The organism is Arthrobacter sp. TJ-217, assembly GCF_058269255.1.
Map to the genome: position 1 here is coordinate 377,212 of NZ_JBZCNJ010000003.1, position 22,604 is coordinate 399,815.

At 66.5% G+C, this 22,604-nt stretch carries 22 protein-coding genes; 19 read left to right on the top strand and 3 right to left on the bottom strand.

The window, feature by feature from the left end:
* The first annotated feature begins 260 nt into the window (after positions 1–260).
* From AC4D2R_RS07595 to AC4D2R_RS07640, 10 genes are all read left to right on the top strand, one after another.
* Positions 261–2,036 carry an ABC transporter family substrate-binding protein gene (locus AC4D2R_RS07595; RefSeq protein WP_490938953.1) on the top strand — a complete coding sequence of 592 codons (1,776 nt, stop codon included), beginning with the start codon at positions 261–263 and terminating at the stop codon, positions 2,034–2,036.
* A gap of 105 nt (positions 2,037–2,141) precedes the next feature.
* Positions 2,142–3,674 carry an ABC transporter permease gene (locus tag AC4D2R_RS07600; RefSeq protein ID WP_490899779.1) on the top strand — a complete coding sequence of 511 codons (1,533 nt, stop codon included), beginning with the start codon at positions 2,142–2,144 and terminating at the stop codon, positions 3,672–3,674.
* Positions 3,675–3,684: 10 nt separating this feature from the next.
* A complete protein-coding gene (locus AC4D2R_RS07605) occupies positions 3,685–4,719 on the top strand; it encodes an ABC transporter permease (RefSeq protein ID WP_490899778.1) in 1,035 nt (344 codons plus the stop codon).
* Positions 4,716–6,500 carry a dipeptide ABC transporter ATP-binding protein gene (locus AC4D2R_RS07610; RefSeq protein ID WP_490899777.1) on the top strand — a complete coding sequence of 595 codons (1,785 nt, stop codon included), beginning with the start codon at positions 4,716–4,718 and terminating at the stop codon, positions 6,498–6,500. Before AC4D2R_RS07605 ends, AC4D2R_RS07610 begins: the two co-directional genes overlap by 4 nt.
* A 155-nt stretch (positions 6,501–6,655) precedes the next feature.
* Entirely contained in the window at positions 6,656–7,750 is a 1,095-nt protein-coding gene (locus AC4D2R_RS07615) for a LacI family DNA-binding transcriptional regulator (protein ID WP_490938955.1), read from the top strand.
* Positions 7,751–8,030: 280 nt separating this feature from the next.
* Positions 8,031–9,308: a sugar ABC transporter substrate-binding protein gene (locus tag AC4D2R_RS07620; RefSeq protein WP_490938957.1), complete on the top strand. Its 1,278-nt coding sequence runs from the start codon at positions 8,031–8,033 to the stop codon at positions 9,306–9,308.
* A 2-nt stretch (positions 9,309–9,310) separates the two neighbouring features.
* The gene (locus AC4D2R_RS07625) at positions 9,311–10,240 is read left to right on the top strand and encodes a carbohydrate ABC transporter permease (protein ID WP_490938959.1); all 930 of its coding nucleotides are present in this window, start codon (positions 9,311–9,313) and stop codon (positions 10,238–10,240) included.
* Between the two features lie 10 nt (positions 10,241–10,250).
* Entirely contained in the window at positions 10,251–11,141 is an 891-nt protein-coding gene (locus AC4D2R_RS07630; protein ID WP_490899773.1) for a carbohydrate ABC transporter permease, read from the top strand.
* Positions 11,142–11,211: 70 nt separating this feature from the next.
* Positions 11,212–11,952, top strand: a complete 741-nt coding sequence (locus AC4D2R_RS07635; RefSeq protein WP_490938961.1) for a sugar phosphate isomerase/epimerase family protein — start codon at positions 11,212–11,214, stop codon at positions 11,950–11,952.
* Positions 11,949–13,058: a Gfo/Idh/MocA family protein gene (locus AC4D2R_RS07640; protein ID WP_490938963.1), complete on the top strand. Its 1,110-nt coding sequence runs from the start codon at positions 11,949–11,951 to the stop codon at positions 13,056–13,058. The genes AC4D2R_RS07635 and AC4D2R_RS07640 overlap by 4 nt, the downstream gene beginning before the upstream one ends.
* Positions 13,059–13,205: 147 nt before the next feature.
* Here the strand turns inward: AC4D2R_RS07640 and AC4D2R_RS07645 are convergent, their stop codons facing one another.
* The gene (locus AC4D2R_RS07645; protein WP_490899770.1) at positions 13,206–14,171 is read right to left on the bottom strand and encodes a zinc-binding dehydrogenase; all 966 of its coding nucleotides are present in this window, start codon (positions 14,169–14,171) and stop codon (positions 13,206–13,208) included.
* A gap of 130 nt (positions 14,172–14,301) precedes the next feature.
* On the opposite strand from AC4D2R_RS07645, the gene AC4D2R_RS07650 reads away from it, so the two are divergent.
* Positions 14,302–14,376 (top strand): 50S ribosomal protein bL37, encoded by a 75-nt coding sequence (locus AC4D2R_RS07650; protein ID WP_369299106.1) that lies wholly within the window; start codon positions 14,302–14,304, stop codon positions 14,374–14,376.
* Between the two features lie 119 nt (positions 14,377–14,495).
* Here the strand turns inward: AC4D2R_RS07650 and rsrA are convergent, their stop codons facing one another.
* Together rsrA and AC4D2R_RS07660 are read right to left on the bottom strand one after the other, a co-directional pair.
* Positions 14,496–14,756: a mycothiol system anti-sigma-R factor gene (gene rsrA, locus AC4D2R_RS07655; RefSeq protein ID WP_490899769.1), complete on the bottom strand. Its 261-nt coding sequence runs from the start codon at positions 14,754–14,756 to the stop codon at positions 14,496–14,498.
* Positions 14,753–15,547, bottom strand: a complete 795-nt coding sequence (locus tag AC4D2R_RS07660) for a sigma-70 family RNA polymerase sigma factor (protein ID WP_490899768.1) — start codon at positions 15,545–15,547, stop codon at positions 14,753–14,755. Before AC4D2R_RS07660 ends, rsrA begins: the two co-directional genes overlap by 4 nt.
* A 199-nt stretch (positions 15,548–15,746) precedes the next feature.
* On the opposite strand from AC4D2R_RS07660, the gene AC4D2R_RS07665 reads away from it, so the two are divergent.
* From AC4D2R_RS07665 to AC4D2R_RS07700, 8 genes are all read left to right on the top strand, one after another.
* Complete coding sequence (locus tag AC4D2R_RS07665) at positions 15,747–16,295, top strand: DoxX family protein (RefSeq protein ID WP_490899767.1); 549 nt, start codon at positions 15,747–15,749, stop codon at positions 16,293–16,295.
* 5 nt (positions 16,296–16,300) lie between these two features.
* Positions 16,301–17,650, top strand: a complete 1,350-nt coding sequence (gene aroA, locus AC4D2R_RS07670) for a 3-phosphoshikimate 1-carboxyvinyltransferase (RefSeq protein ID WP_490938965.1) — start codon at positions 16,301–16,303, stop codon at positions 17,648–17,650.
* Positions 17,643–18,767: a ribosome small subunit-dependent GTPase A gene (gene rsgA, locus AC4D2R_RS07675; protein WP_490899765.1), complete on the top strand. Its 1,125-nt coding sequence runs from the start codon at positions 17,643–17,645 to the stop codon at positions 18,765–18,767. Before aroA ends, rsgA begins: the two co-directional genes overlap by 8 nt.
* A gap of 154 nt (positions 18,768–18,921) precedes the next feature.
* Positions 18,922–19,125 carry a cold-shock protein gene (locus tag AC4D2R_RS07680; protein ID WP_026532371.1) on the top strand — a complete coding sequence of 68 codons (204 nt, stop codon included), beginning with the start codon at positions 18,922–18,924 and terminating at the stop codon, positions 19,123–19,125.
* A gap of 144 nt (positions 19,126–19,269) precedes the next feature.
* The gene (hisN, locus tag AC4D2R_RS07685) at positions 19,270–20,079 is read left to right on the top strand and encodes a histidinol-phosphatase (RefSeq protein ID WP_490899764.1); all 810 of its coding nucleotides are present in this window, start codon (positions 19,270–19,272) and stop codon (positions 20,077–20,079) included.
* A 32-nt stretch (positions 20,080–20,111) separates the two neighbouring features.
* Entirely contained in the window at positions 20,112–20,870 is a 759-nt protein-coding gene (locus AC4D2R_RS07690; RefSeq protein WP_490938967.1) for a class I SAM-dependent methyltransferase, read from the top strand.
* A gap of 70 nt (positions 20,871–20,940) precedes the next feature.
* Positions 20,941–21,849 carry a metal ABC transporter substrate-binding protein gene (locus tag AC4D2R_RS07695; RefSeq protein ID WP_490938969.1) on the top strand — a complete coding sequence of 303 codons (909 nt, stop codon included), beginning with the start codon at positions 20,941–20,943 and terminating at the stop codon, positions 21,847–21,849.
* On the top strand, positions 21,846–22,604 hold the full coding sequence (locus tag AC4D2R_RS07700; protein ID WP_490938971.1) for a metal ABC transporter ATP-binding protein: 759 nt from the start codon (positions 21,846–21,848) through the stop codon (positions 22,602–22,604). Before AC4D2R_RS07695 ends, AC4D2R_RS07700 begins: the two co-directional genes overlap by 4 nt.

Below are 22,604 nucleotides of genomic sequence, written 5' to 3' on the forward strand. Positions count from 1 at the left end.
CCTCACCCGTCGAGTTCGCAGAAAATCCCCTTTTGAGCTGTGACAGGGGTGATTTTCTGCGAACTCAATTGTTACTTTCTGTATCAACCGGACCCCCGCAATATTTCCGGAGTGTAACGAATCAGTTATTACTTACTTACTGGGTGTCCGAGGCAACAAACCTTAGCTATGCTGGCCGAAGTGTGATCGCTGTCACTGGAGCAATCCACTGAAACGGGGCTACTCCACCCCGTGCTCCCCTAGCACAGTAAGGAAAACGAATGCGTAATAAGCGCACAGCCACGCTTGCGGCTCTTTCCATTGGAGCGCTCATGCTCAGCGCCTGTGGATCGGCCGGCGGCACCGCCACCCCTTCCGAGGGCGGGGAGGAGGAAAACCTCGCGACCACCATCAACGTGGCGATCAGCCAGACACCCGATGCCTATAACAGCGATACCGCCAACGCCAACAGTGTCTACAACACCTACGTGGACAACCTCGTTCACAGCGGGTTCGCGGCTTTCAACGCTGATGGCGAGCTTGAACGCAACGAGGAGTTCGGCACCTACGAAAAGACCAGCGATGACCCGCTGACCGTCAAGTACACCATCAACGAGGATGCAGTGTTCTCGGACGGAACGCCCATCGACTTCGACGACGTCATGCTCACCTGGGCTGCCTTCTCGGGCAAGCACCCGAGCGGAGAAAAGGACCCGGACACCGGGGCCGAGACCGACCTTTTCCAGGCTGCCTCGACTAACGGTTGGGCCCAGATCGAAATGCCCGAGGGGGAAGCCGGAGACAAGGAGTTCGAGCTCGTCTACACGGAGCCGTATGCCGACTGGGAGTCCCTCGTCGACAACTTCCTGCCCGCCCACGTCGCCGCCGAGCAGGGCGGCATGTCCCCCGAAGGCGACGGCGCTGAGCTCATCGAGGCCATCCGTGCCACCGACATCGAGGCGCTGAAGCCTGTCGCGGAGTTCTGGAACACCGGCTGGAACTATGAAGCCGACCTTCCCAAGCTGCCCGACGCCGCATTGATCCCGGCCTCCGGCCCCTACAAACTCGACAACGCGGTCAACGGCACGCTGACCCTCGTGAAGAACGACAAGTACTGGGGCGAGAAGCGCGCAGGCAAGACGGAAACGATTGTCTACAAGACGGTCGTCGATGAAGAAGCCGTCCAGGCCCTCCAGAACGGCGACGTCGACGTCATCGACCCCTCGAGCCCCACGGTCGACACGAAGACCGCTCTCGAGCAGATCGGCGAGACGGTCACCGTCGAAACCGGCGAAACCTTGACCTTCTCGCACATCGACCTCGATCAGCGCCCCGGCGCCGTCTTCGAGGACCTTGAGGTGCGCCAGGCTCTTGCGAAGTGCGTCCCGCGCGAGGACATGGTGGAGAAGTTCGTGAAGCCCATCGAGCCCGAGGGCCAGGTGATGGACCTGCGCGAATACCAGCCGGCCCAGCCCGACTACGACACCGTGCTCAAGGGAGCCCCTGCGGCAACCGAAAACGCCGAGCTCGACATCGAGGGCGCCAAGGCGCTGCTGGCCAAGGCAGGCAAGACCGAACCCATCAAGGTCAGCCTCATGTACTCCTCAACCAGCCAGCTGCGCGCCGATATGGTCTCCCTGATCAAGGCCTCCTGCGATAAGGCCGGCTTCGAAATCATTCCCCAGCCCGAGGAAGAATGGTCCGCAAAGCTTTCCGAGCCCGGCTCCTGGGATGCTGTGCTGTTCGGCTGGGCCGGATCGGGCCTCGTCGCCTCCGCCGAATCAATCTACGTCTCCGGCGGCGAGCAGAACTTCGGCGGCTACACCGACAAGAAGGTCGACAGCATCTGGAAGGAAATCGTCACCAACACGGACCCCGAAAAGGTCGTCGAGATGAAGACCGAGCTCGAGCAGCGGCTCGCTGAGACCCAGTACAACGTAGTGCTCTACGCCAACCCGGGAATCGGTGCCTGGAACTCGAAGGTCGAGGGCGTTAAGATCAACCCGACGCAGACAGGTCTGACCTGGAACGCGTACGAGTGGACGAAGAAGAACTAACCCGCTGACGCGGGGAGGTGCAGATGGGGCGGGCAGATCTTTCGGATCTGCCCGCCCTTCTGACCGAACCCGGCTCGTTTGTATACCGTTCCTAGGAGCCCCCCAGTGTTCTTTTTCATAGCAAAACGTTTGGTCATCTCGTTCTTCATCATGGCTGCGGCGACAACGCTGATGTTTTTCCTCACGATCTCCTCAGGGGATCCGCTCGGGGATCTGGGTGAAGCCTCGGGCTCCGCCAAGAAGGCCACCATCGCAGCCCGCACCGAGGCCATGAACCTCGACCAGCCCCCACTGATGCGCTACTACCTCTGGCTCCAGGACCTCGGGCACTGCCTGGTGCCGGGCGGGGTTGAATGCACCCTCGGCACCGACCGCGCCGGGAACGCGGTGCTCCCCCAGCTCGAGAGCGCCATTGGTTCAACTTTCCGCCTCGTCCTCGTGGCCACGGTCCTTGCCCTCGTGCTCGGGGTCATCGTTGGAATCGTCACAGCGATCCGCCAGTACAGTACGTTCGACTACTCGATCACCTTCATTTCCTTCGTCCTGTTCTCCCTGCCGCTGTTTTGGCTGTCCACACTGCTCAAGCAGTACCTGGCAATCGACCTCAACACCTGGCTTGCGAATCCGCAGTTCTCCTACCTGACGATCCTCCTGATCGGTGTGGTGGCGGGCGTCATCTGGGCGGTCGTCGTCGGCGGCGACAGGAAACGCCGGTTCGCGGTCTTCGGCATCGCCGCCGGAGCCACCGCCGTTGCCCTGTGGCTGCTGCTCGTCACCGGCTGGTTCCTCACCCCGGGCCTGGGACCCATCGGGATGCTGATCTCCGCCGGGGCCATCGCTCTTCTGTGGACCGCCCTGCTTGCCGGGTTCCGGCACCGGCGCATCCTCAACGCGGCACTAACGGCCGCTGCAATCGGCTACGCCGGCTACCTCATCTCCATACCCCTGCTGGAAGAGCCCGGCTGGCTGCTGGTGATCGCGCTCCTTGGGCTTATCGCGGTCGTCGCCTACGTCGCAGGCGGACTCGTGGGCGGTCCTTACAAGGCACGTGCGGCACGGATCTCCGCCGTCATTGCCCTCAGTATCGGGCTGCTGATCTTCCTTGACCGTCTCCTCCAGGCCTACCCCACCCTCTCCTCGAAGGCCGGCGGCCGGCCCATTCCTACGACCGGTTCACAGTCCCCGAACCTCAACGGCACATTCTGGGAGACCAACCTCGATTACGCGCTGCACCTGATCCTGCCCACCATCGCGATCACGTTGATCTCCTTCGCCACCTACACCCGTTACACGCGGGCGAGCCAGCTCGATGTCATGAACCAGGACTACATCCGCACGGCACGGGCCAAGGGGCTGAGCGAGAGGACGGTGCTGGTCAAGCACGCCTTCCGCAATGCAATGATCCCCATCACCACCCTCATGGCGTTCGACTTCGCCGGGGTGCTGGGAGGGGCGGTCATCACCGAACAGGTCTTCGGCTGGAACGGAATGGGCAAGATGTTCGTCGACGGCGTCCACGCCGTCGATCCGGGTCCAGTGATGGCCTTCTTCCTCGTCGTGGGAACCGCTGCGGTGCTGTTCAACATGCTCGCCGACATCGCCTACGCCTTCCTCGACCCGCGCATCACCCTCAGCTAGGAACCGAATCATGAGCAGACATGACATCGAGCCGGGGGATTCCCGGTCGCAGGTTGAACTTTCCGAAATGACGCTCCAAAGCCAGGACACCGACATCGCCCGCGGAAGGCCAACGCGGGAGCAGACCGATCGGATCCGTACAACCGAAGCGAAGAGCCAGGGGCGCCTGGTTCGCGAGCGATTCTTCCGCCACAAGGGCGCCCTGGCCGGCATCGCACTGCTGACCCTGATCGTCCTGCTGTCCTTCAGCTCCATCGGTGTGGCCGGCATCCCCGGCTGGTGGAACAAGGACTACGACTTCCTTGGCGCCCGCTTCAACGAGGGAAAGCCGACGCTCACGCTATGGCCGTTCAGCCTCGGTGAGCACCCCTTCGGGCAGGACGTGCTGGGCCGGGACTACTTCGCGCTGACGATGCGCGGTATCCAGACCTCCCTCATCATTGCCCTGACCGTGGGCCTGGTTGCCACGATTGTCGGCACGGTCGTCGGAGCCATCGCAGGTTACTTCCGCGGCTGGACCGAGGCGGTCCTGATGCGTATCACCGACGTCGTCATCACCATCCCCATCGTCGTTATCGCCGCGGTCATGGCGGGCATCGTCGCCCGGTTCGGCATCATACCGTTCGGCGTTTTCCTCGGCCTCGTCTCGTGGACGGGGCTGGCACGGATCGTGCGCGGTGAATTCCTCTCGCTGCGCGAAAAGGAGTTCGTCGAATCGGCGAAATCCGTCGGTGCGAGCTCCGCGCGCATCATCTTCCGGCACATCCTGCCGAACACCGTCGGGGTGATCATCGTCTTCGCGACACTCGCAATCTCCGGGGCAATCCTGCTCGAGACCGCCCTGAGCTACCTGGGACTGGGCGTCGTTGCCCCCGACACTTCCCTCGGCAAGGCCATCAATGACAACCGCTCGGCGCTGACGGTGCGGCCATGGCTGTTCCTGTGGCCCGGTGCCTTCATCGTCGGCATCGCCCTCGCTGTGAACTTCATCGGAGACGGCCTGCGTGACGCCTTCGATCCCAAGCAGACAAGGATCAAGCAATGACAGCCCAGCACACAGGAATTCTCTCGGATGATTCGGGCTTCCCTACAACCGGGCCCATCCTTTCGGTCCGCGGACTCGGCGTCGACTTCAACGTCGACAATGAATGGGTCATGGCCGCCGAGGAGGTCTCCTACGACATCCATCCCGGTGAGATCCTCGCCATCGTCGGCGAGTCCGGCTCGGGCAAGAGCATGTCCTCCATGGCGCTGCTGGGGCTGCTTCCCCGCAACGGCCGGTCGAAGGGCAGCGCCAAGCTGCTCGGCAAGGAACTCATCGGCGCTCCGCAGTCGGCGTTGCGCAGGATCCGGGGCAATGACGTCGCCATGATCTTCCAGGAGCCGATGACGGCCCTGAACCCCGTGCTGACGGTCGGAGAGCAGATCCGTGAGGCGGTCGAGCAGCACACCGAAGCCTCACCGGCCGTGGCGAAGGAACGGGCAATCGAGCTGCTGCGCATGGTGGAGATTCCCGAGCCTGAACGGCGATACGACTCGTATCCGCACCAGTTCTCGGGCGGGCAGCGCCAGCGCGCCATGATCGCCATCGCCCTGGCCAATGATCCGATCCTCCTGATCGCTGACGAACCGACGACGGCGCTTGACGTCACGGTGCAGGCGGAGGTCCTCGAGCTCCTGCGCCGGCTCAATAAACGGCTCAACAGCGCCATCCTGCTCATCACCCACGACATGGGGGTGGTGGCGGACCTCGCCGACCACATCGTCGTGATGGAGCGTGGCCGAATCGTCGAGGCCGCTCCGTCCCAGCAGCTGTTCATCGCGCCGAAGGAGGCCTACACGCGGCAACTGCTCGACGCCGTCCCCTACCTCGGCTCACAGGTCGGAGGGGTCCTCTCCGACGTCGAGGTTGTTGACGGCAGCATCCGGATCCACGAGGGCTACGCCGAACGCGCCCTGGCACACCGGCAACAGCACGTTCAGGCCGGAACCGTGCCGGCACTCGAACTCAACGGTGTCGACATTGAATACCCGGGACGTTTCCGGCAGGCCCCCTTCAAAGCCGTCCACGACGTAACCTTCACCATTCTCCCGGGCGAGGTCATGGGACTGGTGGGTGAATCGGGCTCGGGAAAGTCGACGATCGCCCGTGCGGTCACCGGACTGATCAAGACCAGCGGGGGCAGCGTGAAGATTGCTGGAACTGACATCACCACGCTGACAGCCCGCCAGATCCTGCCCCTGCGCAAGAAGTTCGCCATCGTGTTCCAGGATCCGGCGGCCTCGCTCAACCCGCGCCTCTCCATCGGGGACAGCATCGGCGAACCGCTGTTCCTCCACGAGAAGCTCTCCCGCGCGGACCTCGACCGGCGGGTGACAGCGTTGCTTGAAGATGTGCAGCTGCCCGTCGCGTTCAGGAACCGCTACCCACATGAGCTTTCGGGCGGCCAGCGCCAGCGGGTCGGTATTGCGCGGGCACTCTCCCTCCGACCCTCCCTGCTGGTGGCCGACGAGCCGACCTCGGCGCTTGACGTTTCGGTGCAGGCCAAGGTCCTTGAGCTGCTCCAGAACCTGCAGCGGGAGCATGGCTTCGCCTGCCTTTTCGTCAGCCATGACCTCGCCGTCGTGGAACTGCTGGCGAGCCACATCGCTGTGCTCAACAAGGGGCGGCTGGTGGAGCAAGGCACAACCGAGCAGGTGCTGAAGTATCCACGCGATCCCTATACCCGCCGCCTCCTTGCTGCCGCTCCGGTGCCCGACCCGACCGAGCAGGCATCGCGCAGGGAGCAGCGGAACGCGATCCTCGCAGCGGGCGCCGCCGGGTAGCCCAGCCCCCGGCGGCCGGGCACGAGCTCGCGCCGCCGGGAAACCGCCACCGGGGACTGAAGTGACGCCAGAAGACTGCCTCCCAGGGCCGGGAGGCGCCCCCGCGCGCCGCCACGTATGCTGAGCGCACAGCACAATTCGCGAGCGGAGTACACGTGGTTAAGGGGCCTACCGTCTATGACGTAGCGGAGCGAGCCGGCGTTTCGATCGCCACCGTGTCCTTCACGTTCCGCCAGCCGCACCGGGTGCGGCAGTCGACGCGGGAGGCAGTGCTGGCAGCGGCGCAGGCCCTGAACTACCTGCCCAGCGGCAGCGCACGCGGACTGGCCCGGGGCCGGACCGGGGCCCTGGGCATCTATTCGTTCGACTTCTACTTCCTGGACGATCCGTCGAGGGCCGGTGGCGGAGAAACACGCTCCGGCGGGGACCTCGGCACCGACCCGAACGCCGATTACCGCCTCTTCCCCCTCTACGTCGACGAGGTGCAGCGCGGAGTCGCCCTGGAATGCTGGCGGCGCGGCTACACGCTGATGGTCAGCGGCGGCAACCGGACAACAGGTGAGACCGCGATCGCCGACATCGCGGGGCAGGTGGACGGCCTTGCCGTCTTTCCACGGACCGTCCCCGAGGAGGTGCTGTCGCTGATCTCCCAGCGCATCCCGGTGGTCGAGCTCTCCGAGCCTTCCCACAACGACAGCCTCCACCATGTGACCGTCGACAACGCCGCAGGGATGCACGCCCTCACCACCCACCTGATCTCCGCGCACGGCCTCCGCAACCTGCAGTTCGCCGGCCCCAAGGACCCGTGGTCCGATTTCCAGCCCCGGTTCCGGGGCTTCCAGGCCGCCCTGGCGGAGGCGGGCCTGCCCGTTCCGGCCCGGCCGGTGACCGAGGGCGACGGCGCGCCGGCATCGGCGGACGACCTCGCCGCGGCCCTCGTGGCGGACGGGCCGCTGCCCGACGGAATCGTCTGCGCGCACGACGAATACGCACTGCCGCTCATCGATGCCCTGATCCGGGCAGGCATTGACGTGCCCGGCCAGGTGGCAGTCACCGGGTTCGACGGCATTGTTGCAGGCCGCCTTCAACGCCCGCAGCTGACCACTGTGCGCCAGCCGATGGAACAGATAGGACGCACGGCCGCCGCCATCCTCATCGACGGTTTCGAGGACCCCACCCTTCCCCCGCAGAGCAGGCAGCTGCCCGTCCAGGTGGTCCTGCGTGAAAGCTGCGGCTGCCCCCCGGCATGAGCCAGGCCCACCCTTCCCGGACGCCGGAGAGGGCATCCGCCCGCAGCTGATCCGCCCTGCTCCCCGGTGCCCCGGAAAAGACGGCATCCCTCCCGTCCGGCACCACCCTGCCTCCTGCCCAACCTCTTGCCAAGCCAGTGCCTATGCGCTTAACTGAGGGCTGCGGGCATTTCTAAGCGCATAGACGGCCCAGGCACTTCGCGAGTTCAAGCTATGGGGGCATGTTCTTTTCCTGCCGCCGGTGGACGTTGGGCGGACGAAATAATTCATGAAAGGAACAATGATGATCCGAGTGAATGTTCGAAAAGCGGCGGCCCTCGGGCTTGCCGCTGCGATGGTGATGACCGGCTGCGGCCGCGACGAGGGCAAGTCCGAGGCAGGTGAGGCCGCCGCCATCACCGACGGCCCCGCCACGGGAACCCTCACCATGTGGGCACAGGCGGCCGAGGCAGAAGCGCTTCCGGAACTGCTCAAGGAGTTCGAAGCCGCCAACCCGGACGTCAAGGTCGAGGTCACTGCCCTGCCCTGGGATGCGGCCCACAACAAATACCAGACGGCCATTGCGGGCGGCAGCGCACCCGACATCGCCCACATGGGCACAACCTGGATGGGCGATTTCGCCTATGCCTTCGACGCCGCTCCGAAGGAGATCGACACCGAAGCCTTCTTCCCGGGCTCCGTCCAGTCAACGGAGATCGACGGCGAGAAGTTCGGTGTGCCCTGGTACGTGGACACCCGGATGGTCTACTACCGCACCGACCTCGCCGAAAAGGCCGGCTACGAGGAGTTCCCCGACAACTGGGACGACTTCAAGGCCCTGGCCAAGGCAATGCAGGACAAGGCCGGCGCAGATTACGGAGTGGGCCTGCCCGCCGGCGGAGCCGACGCATTCCAGTCGATGCTGCTGTTCCCCTGGTCCAACGGCGCTGAACTGCTCAACGAGGAAAACACCAAATGGACCTTCGACACCCCGGAGATGGTCGAGGCGCTTGAGTACTACCAGAGCTTCTTCACCGAAGGCATCGCCGATGAGAACGCCGCCACCGAGGCCGGCGCCGCTGAAGCCGCCTTCGTGAACGGCAGCACCCCGATGCTCTTCGCGGGCCCGTCGATGATCGGCCAGCTCGCGGCAGTGGGCGGCGAGGGGTTCGCCGAGAAGTACGCGGTGGCCACGGTGCCGGCGAAGGAAAGCTCAACATCGTTCACCGGCGGCGGGAACCTTGTGGTGTTCAAGGACACCGAGAACCGCGACGCGGCGTGGAAGCTCGTCCAGTGGCTCAGCCTGCCGGAGACCCAGGTGAAGTGGAACCGGGCGACGGGCGACCTGCCCGCCGTGGCGGAGGCCTGGGACGCCCCCGAGCTCGCCGACGACCCGAAGCTCGCCGAATTCGGTGAGCAGCTCAAGGACACGAACTCCCCGCCCGCCGTGGCGACGTGGACCAAGGTATCGGCAGCCGCCGATACCGAGCTCGAGCAGATCGTCAAGGCCGGAAAGGACCCGGCGGAGGCCATGAAGACCCTCCAGTCCACCGCCGACTCGCTCGGAACAGGCGACTGACAGTGGCCGTCGCTGCACTCCCGCTGGCCGGCACCCCCCGGGGTTCCGGCCGGCGGGCCCGCGAGCGCAGGAACGGTGTTGTCGCCTGGCTCTTCGCCCTGCCTTTCGTGCTGATCTTCACCGCGTTCATGCTGATGCCGCTTGTTTCCTCGTTCGTGATGTCCTTCACCGACTTCACCAGCCGCGATGTCCAGGACCCGCTGACCGTGGAGTTCGTGGGCCTTGAGCAGTACACGAGCCTGTTCGAGGACCCCCGGTTCCGGCGCTCCATGATCAACACCGGCTACTTCGTGGTCGTGGGAATCCCGCTGACCATGGCGGTGGCCCTTGCCCTGGCCGTGGCGCTCAACAGCGGAATCGGGCGGCTGCGGACACTGTTCCGCACGGCGTTCTTCACCCCGGTCGTGACAAGCATTGTGGCAGTTGCCGTCCTCTGGCGGTTCATCCTCCAGCCGGACGGGCTGCTCAACACGATGCTCGAAACCTTCGGGGGCACCGCTCCCGACTGGCTGAACAGCACCACCTGGGCGATGCCCTCGATGATCCTCATGGCGGTGTGGCGCAACATGGGCACGCTGATGATCATCTTCCTCGCGGGCCTGCAGACCATCCCGCGGGAGATGCTCGAGGCTGCGGAGGTCGACGGCGCCAACGCCGTCCAGCGGTTCTTCTCGATCACGGTTCCGATGCTTCGGCCCACCCTGCTGCTTGGCGCCGTACTGCTTTCCGTCGGCTACCTCCAGTTCTTCGAAGAGCCCTTCGTCATGACCAGCGGAGGCCCCCTCGATTCGACCTACTCCGTCAGCTACTACACCTACAACCAATTCGGGTTCGGGCAGTACGGGCTTGCCTCGGCGGCGAGTTACGTGCTCTTCGTGGCGATAGTGCTCCTGAGCATGGTCCAATTCCGCGCCCTGCGATCCAAGGACTGACAGGTTCCCCATGACAGAGCTGAAGTACGCACCCCCCGAGGCGGCGGCGCCACGGGAGAAGACGCCCTCCCGCCGCCCGGCCCGCGGTCGCGGCGTCAGGGCCCTGACCTACGCCGCCCTCGTCGCGGCCGCCGCCGCAACCCTCCTCCCGTTCATCTGGATGCTGCTTGGGTCCTTCAAGACCCAGGGGGAGCTGCTCCGCCGTCCCCTCACCTGGTGGCCAAAGGAGCCGATCCTCACCAACTACACCACCTGGTTCACCGACCACGGCATCGGGCAGTTCTTCGTGAACAGCCTCATCGTTGCCGTGGTGACCGTCCTGGGCAATCTGCTCTTCTGCTCGATGGTCGGCTACGCACTGGCGAAGATGGAGTTTCCGGGCAAGCGCCTGCTGTTCCTAGTGGTGATGGTGACCCTGATGGTGCCCGGCGTCGTGACCTTCGTCCCCCTGTTCGTGATGGTCAGCAAGCTCGACCTGGTCAACACCTATCCCGGGCTGATCCTGCCGTTCCTTGTCTCACCGCTGGGGGTGTTCCTCATGCGCCAGTTCATGCTCGGGATTCCCCAGTCGCTGCTCGAGGCGGCCCGCATCGACGGCGCCGGGGAGTTCCGCACCTTCACCCGGATCGTGATGCCGCTGTGCGGGCCGCCCCTTGCAACCCTGGGGATCCTGACCTTCCTCAGCTCCTGGAACAACTTCCTCTGGCCGCTCGTCGCTGCCCAGAGCGAGGAGAAATACACCCTGCCGGTGGCCCTGGCGCTGTTCTCGACGGGCCAGCACGCCACCGACTACGGGCTGCTGCTTGCCGGGGCGGTGCTGATCATCACGCCCATCATCCTGCTGTTCGTCGCCCTGCAGCGCTACTTCATCCAGGGCGTCGCCGGCACCGGCATCAAGTAACCGCACGGGCCACCCGCCCGCGCACCGGCCGGACGGCACTTATCCAATCCCTTCGTGAAAAGGACAAGCAATGCTTCATTCAGTACAGCTCTACACCGTCCGGGCCGCCCTAGAGGCGGACCTGCCGGGCACCATCGCCAAAGTGGCGCGGGCCGGCTTCGGCCACGTCGAACCGTACAACTTCGCCGCGCGGGCCGAGGAGCTAGGGCGGGCGCTGCAGGAGCACTCCCTCACCGCGCCCTCCGGGCATGCACCCCTGCTGAGCGCCGACCAGGACGAGATCTTCGCCGCCGCCGCGGGCCTCGGCATCGGCACGGTCATCGAGCCCCTCGTCCCGCCGGAGCGCTGGCAGGACGCCGCGGCGATCGAGGACACCGCCGCGCAGCTCAACGCTGCAGCGGCCAGGGGGGCGGACCTCGGGATCCGGGTGGGTTACCACAACCACGCCTGGGAGCTGGAATCGATGATCGAAGGGACCACGGCCCTCGAATACCTCGCGGCGCGCCTTAACACCGGGGTCGTCCTCGAAGTCGACGCCTACTGGGCCGCGGTCGGCGGGCAGGACCCCGCCCAACTGCTGCGCCGCCTCGGCGACAGGGTCCGCTTCCTTCACATCAAGGACGGACCCGCCACCACCGACACCATGGCGCAGGTCCCCGCCGGCCAGGGCAGCATTCCGGTGCGCGAGGTCCTCGCCGCGGCCGGGTCCCTCGAGGTGGGCGTCGTGGAGTTCGACGACTACGCCGGCGACATCTTCGACGGCATTACCCAGAGCCTTGCCTTCCTCCGCCAGGACACGGTGCGCGCATGAACCGCACCGGCCCGGTCGGCGTGGGAATCATCGGCGCCGGCAACATCAGCACCCAGTACCTAGACAACCTGACGGCGTTCCCGGACCTCGCGGTCCACGTCATTGCCGACCTCTCGGAAGCGGCGGCATCGGCGCGGGCGGCCGAATACCGCATCGACGCGTGGGGAGGAGTGGATGCGGCCCTTAATCACCCGGACGTCGAGATCATCGTCAACCTCACGACGCCGGCCGCCCACGTCGAGGTGGCCACGGCGGCGGTCCGAGCCGGCAAGCACGTGTGGAGCGAGAAGCCGTTCTCCCTCGACAGGGAGAGCGGGCTGGCCCTGCTGCGCACCGCCGAAGCGGCGGGAGTGCGGCTTGGCTGTGCCCCCGACACATTCCTCGGCGCCGGGCTGCAGTCGGCCCGGCGGGCGATCGAAAACGGAGACATCGGGGTTCCGCTGACGGGCCAGACCGTGATGCAGTACGCCGGGCCCGACGTCTGGCACCCGAACCCGGACTTCCTCTTCGGAGAGGGCGCCGGACCCCTGTTCGATATGGGACCGTACTACCTCACCGCCCTGATCCAGACCTTCGGACCTGTGGCCAAGGTCGCCGCGGTGGGATCCCGGGCCCGCGAGGTCCGCACCGTTGGGTCGGGGACCAGGGCAGGAGAGCAGTTCCCCGTCACGGTTCCCACCCATGTCAGCGCCCTCGCCCAGTTCCGCAACGGCACCTCGTCGCACAGTGTCTTCAGCTTCGACTCTCCCCTGACCCGGATGGGCTTCTTCGAGATCACCGGCTCCGAGGCGACGCTGGCGCTCCCCGACCCGAACTTCTTCGACGGCGAACTGCGCATCCTGGCCCGGGGCTCCGACGACTGGAAGACGCTTCCGGTGACCGGATCCACGGCCGGCCGGGGCGTCGGGGTGCTTGAGATGGCACGGGCGCTGCGTTCCGGCATCCCGCATCGGGCGCAGGGCGAACTGGCCTACCATGTGCTGGACACGATGGCCTCCATCAGCGAGTCGATCGATACCGGAGCCTTCGTCGGCGTCGAAAGCTCCGCGGCTCAGGTCCCGGCCCTTCCCGAGGACTGGAACCCCGCCGAGGCGACCCTGGGCTGACCGAAGGGTCCCCCTGTTCCCGCCGGCGCCGCCCCCTGCGGCGCCGGCGGCGTCGGTTCCGGAGCTGCCCGGTCAAGATGATGTCGGTCCGGGGCGGAACAGCGCCCGATCCGTTCCGGCGGCGGCTTCCGGAACCCGCAGGCCGGGCTAGTGGCGGAAGACGATCTTGCCGAACACGTCACCGCCTGCCATCCGGGCAAATCCCTCCCGTGCGTCGTCGAAGTCGTACACCGCGTCGATCAGCGGGCGCACCCCCGTTGCCACGAGGAACCGGGTGAGGCGCACCAGTTCATCGCGGGTTCCCATCGTTGATCCGAGGACCCGCAGCTGCAGGAAGAACACCCGGTTCAGGTCAGCGGACGGCGCCGGCCCGCTCGTCGCACCGCAGGTCACCAGCGTGCCGCCGGGCCGCAGAGCCTTGAGCGAGTGGGCCCAGGTCGCCTCCCCCACCGAATCGAAAACGACGTCGACCCGCTCGGGCAGGCGCTCCCCGGCGTCAAAGGCTTCGGCGGCGCCGAGCCCGCGGGCGCGTTCGCGCTTGTCCGCGCTCCTGCTCGTCACCCAGACCCGGAATCCCGCGGCTGCGGCAAGGAGGATCAGTGCCGTCGAAACACCACCCCCGGCGCCCTGAATGAGGATCGTCGACCCCGGCGCGGCCGGAGAGACGGTGAACAGCATGCGGTACGCGGTGAGCCACGCCGTGGGAAGGCACGCAGCCTCCTCGAAGGTCAGCTCGTCGGGCTTGGGCACCAGGTTGCGCTCCGGGACCCACACGTAATCGGCCATTGTTCCCGGATAGCGCTCCGAGAGCAGGGACCGCCGTGGGTCAAGCGTCTCGTCGCCGCGCCAGTCCGGGGAGGAAAGGACCCCGTGCACGATCACGCCGCGTCCTTCGTCGTCGATCCCCGCGGCGTCGCAGCCCAGCACCATGGGAAGCCGGTCGGCGGGTAGCCCGACCCCCTGCAGCGACCACAGGTCGTGGCGGTTCAGCGAGGAAGCCCGCACCGTGACGCGGCGGAAACCCTCGGGAGGGGCGGAAGGTTCGAGGTTTCCGACGACCAGCCCGTCGAGCGGGTTCTCCGGGGATATCTCGCGGGCATAGGCGGCACGCATTCTGGCTCCTTTGGCTACGGCTGTGCGACCATCCTAGGACCCCGCCCGCTGCCGCCCGCCCGTTTAGGCCGCGCCCGCCGGATGTGGGAGACTGGACTGCAGTTCTGAAGGCATAACGAAGGAGGCACTCATGAGCAAGCGAGCACGCAAGCGCCGCGACCGCAAGCGCGGAGGCGCAAACCACGGCAAGCGTCCCAACACCTGAGGTGCGCCGTAGAGCATGAAAATACCCCCGGGCATTCGCCCGGGGGTATTTTTCTTGCTCATTAGTCCGCCATTCGACGGGCACTGCCCATGGGCGTCACCCGGCGGCACCGCGACGCGTCAGTGATCCACCGTCTTCAGCTGGCTGATGCGGTTGAGGATGCTGTCCTTGAGGGACGTTGGCGCAACCTCCTTGCATGAGCGCTTCACGACGGATCGGATGACGCACTCAAGGTCGTGTTCCTTCGCGCATTCCGGGCACCCGTCGAGGTGCTCCTTGATCTCCACGAGGTCCTGGTGCGACAGCGCGCCGTCGAGGTATTCGTAGAGCCGTTCAATCCGGGAGTCGGGGCAATCGCCCAGGCTTTCGCAGTCGCTCATTTTCCACTCTCCTGCTTAGTGCCCGCGCCTGCGCCGGAGACGGCCGCGGGGGTGCCTAGGCCCCGTTCGAGCGCGTACTCCGAGAGGAGATCGCGCAGCATCTTGCGTCCGCGGTGCAGTCGGGACATGACTGTCCCGATGGGCGTGTTCATAATTTCTGAAATTTCCTTGTAGGCAAAGCCTTCGACATCGGAGAAGTACACTGCGAGGCGGAATTCCTCGGGAATGGACTGCAGCGCGTTCTTGACATCGGAATCGGGCAGGTGGTCCAGCGCCTCGGCCTCGGCCGAGCGAAGTCCCGACGACGTGTGCTCCGCGGCCTTCGCCAGCTGCCAGTCCTCGATCGTGTCGGAATGGGACTGCAGCGGCTCGCGCTGACGCTTCCGGTAAAGATTGATGTACGTGTTGGTGAGGATGCGGTAGAGCCACGCCTTGAGGTTTGTTCCCGGCTTGTACTGGTGGAACGCCGAGAACGCCTTCGTGTAGGCCTCCTGGACGAGGTCCTCAGCATCGCTGGGATTGCGGGCCATGCGCATCGCTGCTGAATAGAGCTGATCGACGTACTGCAGCGCGTCGCGCTCGAAGCGCGCCTTGCGGTCGGCTTCTGATTCCTCGGAGACGTCAAACTGGTCATCGTCGGTCTGGCTGCTGCCCGTCGGGGCTGTTGTATTCATCGAAGAGAAGTCTACGCGTCCGCCACCGCGCGTGTCTTTGCGCGCACGGACGGCCGGCGTGACCTCCAACTGGAAGTCGTCGGCAAGCGGCGCAACGACGGGTGCTGATGTGCTCAATGTCAACCTCTCCTGTATTCCTACAACAACTCCAACCTGACGCGCCGGTATCTTATTCCGGAGCCTGCCAATTCGGCGCCCTGATTCTTATGCGGATCGCACAGCAGGACCAAAAGTGCAAAACTAGACCCAGCGTGCTTCGTAAGTTCCGAATATCCACGAACACCGGCGTTCCAGCGCCGGCAACCAGGAGGCAATTGTGACCCTTGTCCGTGTTTTCGCCCGCCCACTGATCGCCAGCAGCTTCGCATTCTCGGGTGTGGACCGGGTTCGAAGCGCGGGTGCAGCCGCTGTGCAGCTCGAGCCCCTCCTCCGCAAGGTAAGCAAGGCAGTGCCTTCGGCCGCGCCGCTGACCAGCAACCCGAAGCTCGTGGCCCAGGTTCTCGGGGCAACGCAGATCGGCGCGGGCCTGATGCTGAGCATTGGGCGGTTCTCGCGCACCGCGGCCACCCTCCTCGCGCTATCGGCAACAGTGAACACGGTTGTCGACTTCCGTTCCGCGGATTCCACAACGCCGACGGCGCGCAAGGAGCGCAGGAGCCAGCTGCTCCGGAACCTGACCCTTATCGGCGCCGCACTGCTCGCTTCGGTCGACACGAACGGCCGCCCCGGCCTCGCCTGGCGCGCCGAACACTTCGCGGCCGACGCACGGCGGAACGCGGCAGGCCTGAGCAAGGACGCCCGGAAGCAGCTGAAGAAGGCCGACAAGGTGGTACGCAAGACCGCGGCGGAAGTTGTGGGTTCCTAGCCTCAATGACCGGAATCCGCCTCGGGGAATCCGCCCCGGCCGCTGCAAACTCCTCCTGGCCGGCTCCCCGGCCCGCCGCACCCGTGAACGCCGTCGTTGATGTTCCGGGATCGAAGTCGCTGACAAACCGGTATCTGGTCCTCGCGGCGCTCGCCGACGGTCCCTCCACGCTGAGGGCTCCGCTTCACTCCCGGGACTCGGCCCTGATGATCGAGGCCCTCCGGGCGCTCGGCGCCCGGATCACCGAGGTGCCGGGGGACGGCGGCTTCGGGCCCGACCTGCATGTGGAGCCGCTGGTGCGGGCCTCCGCGGACCGCAGCATCGACTGCGGCCTGGCCGGCACCGTGATGCGTTTCGTTCCTCCCCTTGCGGCTTTGCAGTCAGGGACCGCGGCCTTCGACGGCGACCCGCACGCGCGCCGCCGCCCCATGGCGGTGATGATCGACGCGCTGCGCCAGCTCGGCGTCGCCGTCGAAGACGGCGGCACCGGTTCGCTGCCCTTCACCGTGCGCGGGACGGGCGAGGTGCAGGGCGGACATCTCAGGGTCGACGCAGGGGCCTCGTCACAATTCGTATCGTCCCTGCTGCTTGCCGGTTCAAGCTTCACCTCCGGGCTTCACCTCGAACACGTCGGCGGTCCGGTGCCAAGCCTCGACCACATCTCGATGACCGTGCGCGTGCTGCGCAGCGTCGGCGTTGAGGTCGACGACTCCGTGGCCAACCACTGGCGGGTGCGGCCCGGTCGGGTCGGTGCCTTCGATATCACTGTCGAACCCGACCTCTCGAACGCCGGCCCGTTCCTCGCGGCGGCCCTGGTGACCGGCGGGACCGTTCGCATCCCCCACTGGCCGGCCGACACAACGCAGGTCGGGGATGCGTGGCGTTCAATCCTGCAACGCATGGGCGCGTCGGTCAGCCTCGCCGGCGGCGTCCTGACGGTGACCGGCGGGGCGGGGATCACCGGGGGGCACTTCGCCGACACGAGCGAACTTGCGCCAACCGTCGCCGCCCTCTGCGCGCTTGCTGATTCGCCGTCGACCCTCACCGGGATCGCCCACCTTCGCGGGCACGAAACCGACCGCCTCGCGGCGCTGGTGCGCGAAATCAACGCCCTGGGCGGAGACGCAGTCGAAACCTCCGACGGGCTGCGGATCACCCCGGCGCCCCTGCACGGCGGGGTTTTCTCGACCTACGACGACCACCGCATGGCGACGGCGGGGGCAATCCTCGGGCTCGCCGTCGACGGCGTCCTGGTCGAGAACATCGGCACGACCGCGAAGACCCTGCCGGAGTTCCCCGAGCTCTGGGCGCGGATGGTGGCTACCGCCGGCAGCGGGGAACCCTCGGGTGTCTGAGGCCGTCAACCGGCGCGGAGGCCGCGCCTGGGATGAGTCCGACGTCCGGATCCGCCCCAACAAGAAGGGCTCGCGCCCGCGCACGAAAAACCGTCCGGCCTATGAAGACGCCGTGACCGGACGCATCGTCACGGTCGACCGGGGGCGCTACACGGCGGTCGTGGACGAAGACACCAGGGATGAGCGCCTCGTCGTCGCGGCACGCGCCCGGGAGCTGCGCAACAGTGCCGTCGTAGCCGGTGACCTCGTGGGCCTCGTTGGGGACGTCAGCGGCGGCCCCGACTCGCTCGCCCGCCTCATCCGCGTTGAGGAGCGGCGCACCGTGCTGCGGCGCAGCGCCGACGACACCGACCCGGTGGAGCGCGTCGTCGTTGCCAACGCCGACCAGCTCGTCATTGTTGTGGCAGCGGCAAACCCGGAGCCGCGCACCGGCTTCATCGACAGGGCGCTGGTTGCCGCGTACGACGCCGGCATCCGCCCCCTGCTCTGCGTCACCAAGGCTGACCTCCGCGATCCGGCTGCGCTCCTGGCCAACTACGACCATCTCGACCTGCGAGTCATCATCAGCCGGACGGCCGACGACGTCGAGGGAATCGACGCCACCTCCGACGACGGCGCCTCGGCCCGGCTCTCCCAGTCCGCCGTAAACAAACTCCGCGACGAACTCGACGGGCAGGTCAGCGTGCTCCTTGGCCACTCCGGCGTCGGGAAATCGACAATGGTCAACGCCCTCACCGGCTCGACGCGCGCCACCGGCGGGGTGAACGCCGTCACCGGGCGCGGCCGGCACACCTCCTCCTCCGCCATTGCCCTGAAGGCCGCCGATTCCGCCCCCGGCACCTGGATCATCGACACCCCCGGCATCCGTTCCTTCGGGCTCGCGCACGTCAACGCCGACCGGATCCTCCAGGCGTTTCCCGACCTTGAGCCGGGCACCGCCGACTGCGACCGCGGCTGCCGGCACGACGCCAATGCGGTGGACTGTGGGCTCGACGCCTGGGTGGCCAGCGGCGCCGCGGGCGAATCCGGCCCGGCACGCCTTGCCTCCCTCCGGCGCCTCCTGGGCGCCGGTGCCGCCGAGGCCCGTCAGGACGCGAAGGAACTTGGCAGCCAATAGACCTGTTAGACTGAATCCAGTTGTTGTGTTGCGCATTAATTTCAAGCCTTGAATCCTCCTTTTGGAGTTCGAAAGCTTTTTTGACGAGCGAAAACGAACACCGCGACGAGCGCTTCGGATTACGGAGCGACTCTCCCAAGGTAAGGATTACAAAATGGCTACAGGTACTGTGAAATGGTTCAACGCTGAAAAGGGCTTTGGATTCATCGCTCCCGAAGACGGCGGCGCCGACGTGTTCGCTCACTTCTCGGCAATCAACTCGAACGGCTTCCGTTCACTCGAAGAGAACCAGAAGGTCAACTTCGAGACCACTCAGGGCCCCAAGGGTCCCCAGGCCGAGAACATCACCGTTCTCTAAGGTTTCCCACTTCTGGTGTGAACCTCCAGCTGCGTTCCGCGGCTGAACCGAAGGTCACCGCTGCGGCTTCCGCCGCCGGTGGCCTTCGGCGGTTAACGTTCCGCTTTCCTTTGGTTCCCTCCCAGAGGCGATAGGTTGAAGAGTATGAATCTCGTCCAGAGCTACAACGATGATCTGCGCCTTGCCCACGTCATGGCCGATTCCGTCGACGACCAGACGATGTCGCGTTTCAAGGCCCTTGATCTGCGCGTCGAGACCAAGCCCGACCTCACTCCCGTCACCGACGCCGACAAGGCCGCCGAGGAGTCGATCCGGAGCCAGCTGTCCAGGGTCCGCCCCCGCGACGCGGTGCTGGGCGAGGAATTCGGCAACACGGGAGCCAGCTCGCGGCGCTGGATCATCGATCCCATCGACGGGACCAAGAACTTCGTTCGGGGCGTGCCCGTCTGGGCCACGCTGATCGCGCTCGTCGACGAGGGCCGGCCCGTCGTTGGAGTGGTGAGTGCACCTGCCCTGGGCAAGAGATGGTGGGCGGCAACAGGAACCGGTGCGTTCATGGGCAAGTCCCTCGCCGCGGCGACCCGCCTGCGCGTCTCAAACGTTTCAAAGCTCCAGGATGCCTCGCTGTCCTACTCGAGCCTCTCCGGGTGGAAGAAGCGTTCGGCCCTGCCCGAGTTCGTCAACCTCACCGAACGCGTATGGCGCACGCGGGCCTACGGGGACTTCTGGTCGTACTGCCTCGTGGCCGAAGGCGCCGTCGACATCGCCTGCGAGCCGGAACTCAACCTCTACGACATGGCCGCCCTCGTGCCCATCGTCACCGAGGCCGGCGGCAGGTTCACCTCGCTCGACGGCGTCGACGGACCGTTCGGCGGCAACGCGCTGGCCACCAACGGCACCCTGCACAGCGAGGTGCTGCGCATGCTCAATCCCGAAGTCGACGACCTGCTCTAGCCGAGCATCCGAACACGAAGGAGAACCCGCACGTGGTGCGTGGAGGGCCGCGGATGGACGCCGCCCGGCGCCGCGAGCTGGCGCAGGGCTACATGACTGGCAGTGAACGGTACGACAGGGTGCGCCCTTCGTATCCCGACGAAACCGCGAACTGGCTGGTCCCCGCCGGCAGCGCCGCCGCAGCGGACCTCGGGGCCGGAACCGGCATTTTCACGCGCCTGCTCGTCGAGCGCGGGCTGGCGGTGACGGCGGTGGACCCGTCCGTTGAAATGCTCGCCGTCCTCGGGTCCCGGCTGCCGGGGGCCCGGGCCGCGCAGGGCACCGCCGAGCACACCGGCCTTCCCGCGGCCTCGGTCGACCTTGTGACAATCGTGCAGGCGTGGCACTGGCTCGACCACGGGGCCGCAGCCGCCGAGGCCGCCCGCATCCTCGTCCCTGGCGGAACCCTTGGCATCGTGTGGAACCAGCTCGACGTCGGAGTGCCGTGGGTCCACCGCCTCTCTCGGATCATGCACGCCGGAGATGTCTACTCCCCCGGCTACCGGCCCGACACCGGCCCCCGGTTCACCCGGCCCGAGGAACAGGTCCTCACGTGGACCCAGACGCTGCCGACCGAGGACGTCATCGAGTTGGCGAAGTCGCGCAGCTACTACCAGCGGGCCTCCGAAACCATCCGGGCACGGGTTGAGACGAACCTGCGCTGGTATCTCCACGAGCACCTCGGGTACGCGCCGGGTTCCGCCGTCGTCCTGCCGTACTCCACCCATGCCTGGCGGGCGACAAGCCGCTGACCTCTCGGTGACCCGCGGCAACCCGGGCCGCAGCACTGGAGTAAGGAACCCCTAAGCCTTATATTTAGGTATGCCGAAATTTCTGCCCGTGCTGGGAGTGTGCCTCGCCCTGACACTGGGCTCCTGCGCCTCGCCGGCCGCAGTGCCGGACCTCGAGCGCACCGCCGACGACCGGCCCGTGGTGCTCACGACCTTCACGGTGCTCGCGGACCTTGCGGAAACGGTTGGCGGCGGCCACGTCAGGGTGGAGTCCATCACGAAGGTTGGGGCGGAGATCCACGGGTACGAGCCAACGCCCTCCGACCTCGTCGAGGCGCAGGAGGCGGATCTGATCCTCGACAACGGGCTTGGGCTCGAACGCTGGTTCGAGCGGTTCCTCCTCTCCGTCGACGCCCCCCACGTGGTGCTCTCCGACGGCGTCGAGCCCGTCGACATCCGCTCGGGCGACTACCGGGGGCTCGCGAACCCCCACGCGTGGATGTCCCCCCTCGCCGCCCAGACCTATGTCGACAACACCGTGGAGGCCCTCAGCGACCTCAGCCCCGAACATGCCGCCGAGTTCGAGCGCAACGGCTCCGGCCTCAAGGCCGAACTCCAGGAGATGCTCGAGGGGCTCCGGAAGCAGTTCAGCGGCAGCGCGGAGGCGGCCCTTGTCACCTGCGAAGGAGCCTTTTCCTACCTGGCGCGCGACGCCGGCCTGAAGGAAGCCTTCATTTGGCCGGTGAACGCCGACGCCGAGGGAACACCGCGCCAGATCCGGGAGGTCATCCGCTTCGTCGAGGAAACCAACGTTCCCGCCGTCTTCTGCGAATCGACAGTCAACCCCTCGGCCCAGGAGCAGGTTGCCGCCGCAACCGGCGTCCGGCTTGAGGGCCCGCTCTACGTCGATTCCCTGTCCGGGCCCGAGGGACCGGTGCCCACCTTCCTCGACCTGCTCCGCCACGACATCCGCCTGATCACCGAAGGACTCTCCTCTTGAGCTCGCACGCTGCCGCCGCCGGCGCACCCGCCCTGAAAGTGCGCGGCCTGACCGTGAGCTACAACGAGGTCCACGCGCTCGACTCGGTTGACCTCACCGTGGAGGGCGGGAGCATCTGCGGGCTGGTGGGCGTGAATGGTTCCGGGAAATCGACCCTGTTCAAGGCGCTCATGGGCCTGCTCAACCCCCAGTCCGGCAGCATTGAGCTGTACGGCCGCTCACACCGCGACGCCCGCCGCAGCGGCACCGTTGCCTACGTTCCCCAGGCCGAGGATGTGGACTGGGACTTCCCGGTCTCGGTCGGCGACGTGGTGGAAATGGGCAGGTATGCGCGGATGGGGCCGGCCCGCCGTCCCTCCCCCGCCGACAACGCCGCCGTCACCGCCGCCCTGGAACGCGTCGGCCTCGCAGACCTCCGCCGACGGCAGATCGGCGAACTCTCCGGCGGCCAGCGCAAACGCGCCTTCGTTGCCCGGAGCATCGCCCAGGACGCCCGGCTCCTGCTGCTTGACGAACCCTTCGCCGGGGTCGACAAGGGCAGCGAGGCCACAATGACGGCGCTGCTCAAGGACCTGCGCGACGAAGGACGGTCGGTGCTGGTCTCCACCCACGACCTTGCGGGGATTCCGCAGCTGTGCGACAGCGTGCTCCTGCTCCACAACCGGGTCCTCGCCTTCGGCAAGCCCGCGGAGGTCCTGACGCAGAGCAACCTCGCCCTGGCCTTCGGCCGCACCTCACTCGACCTGGAGCACTGA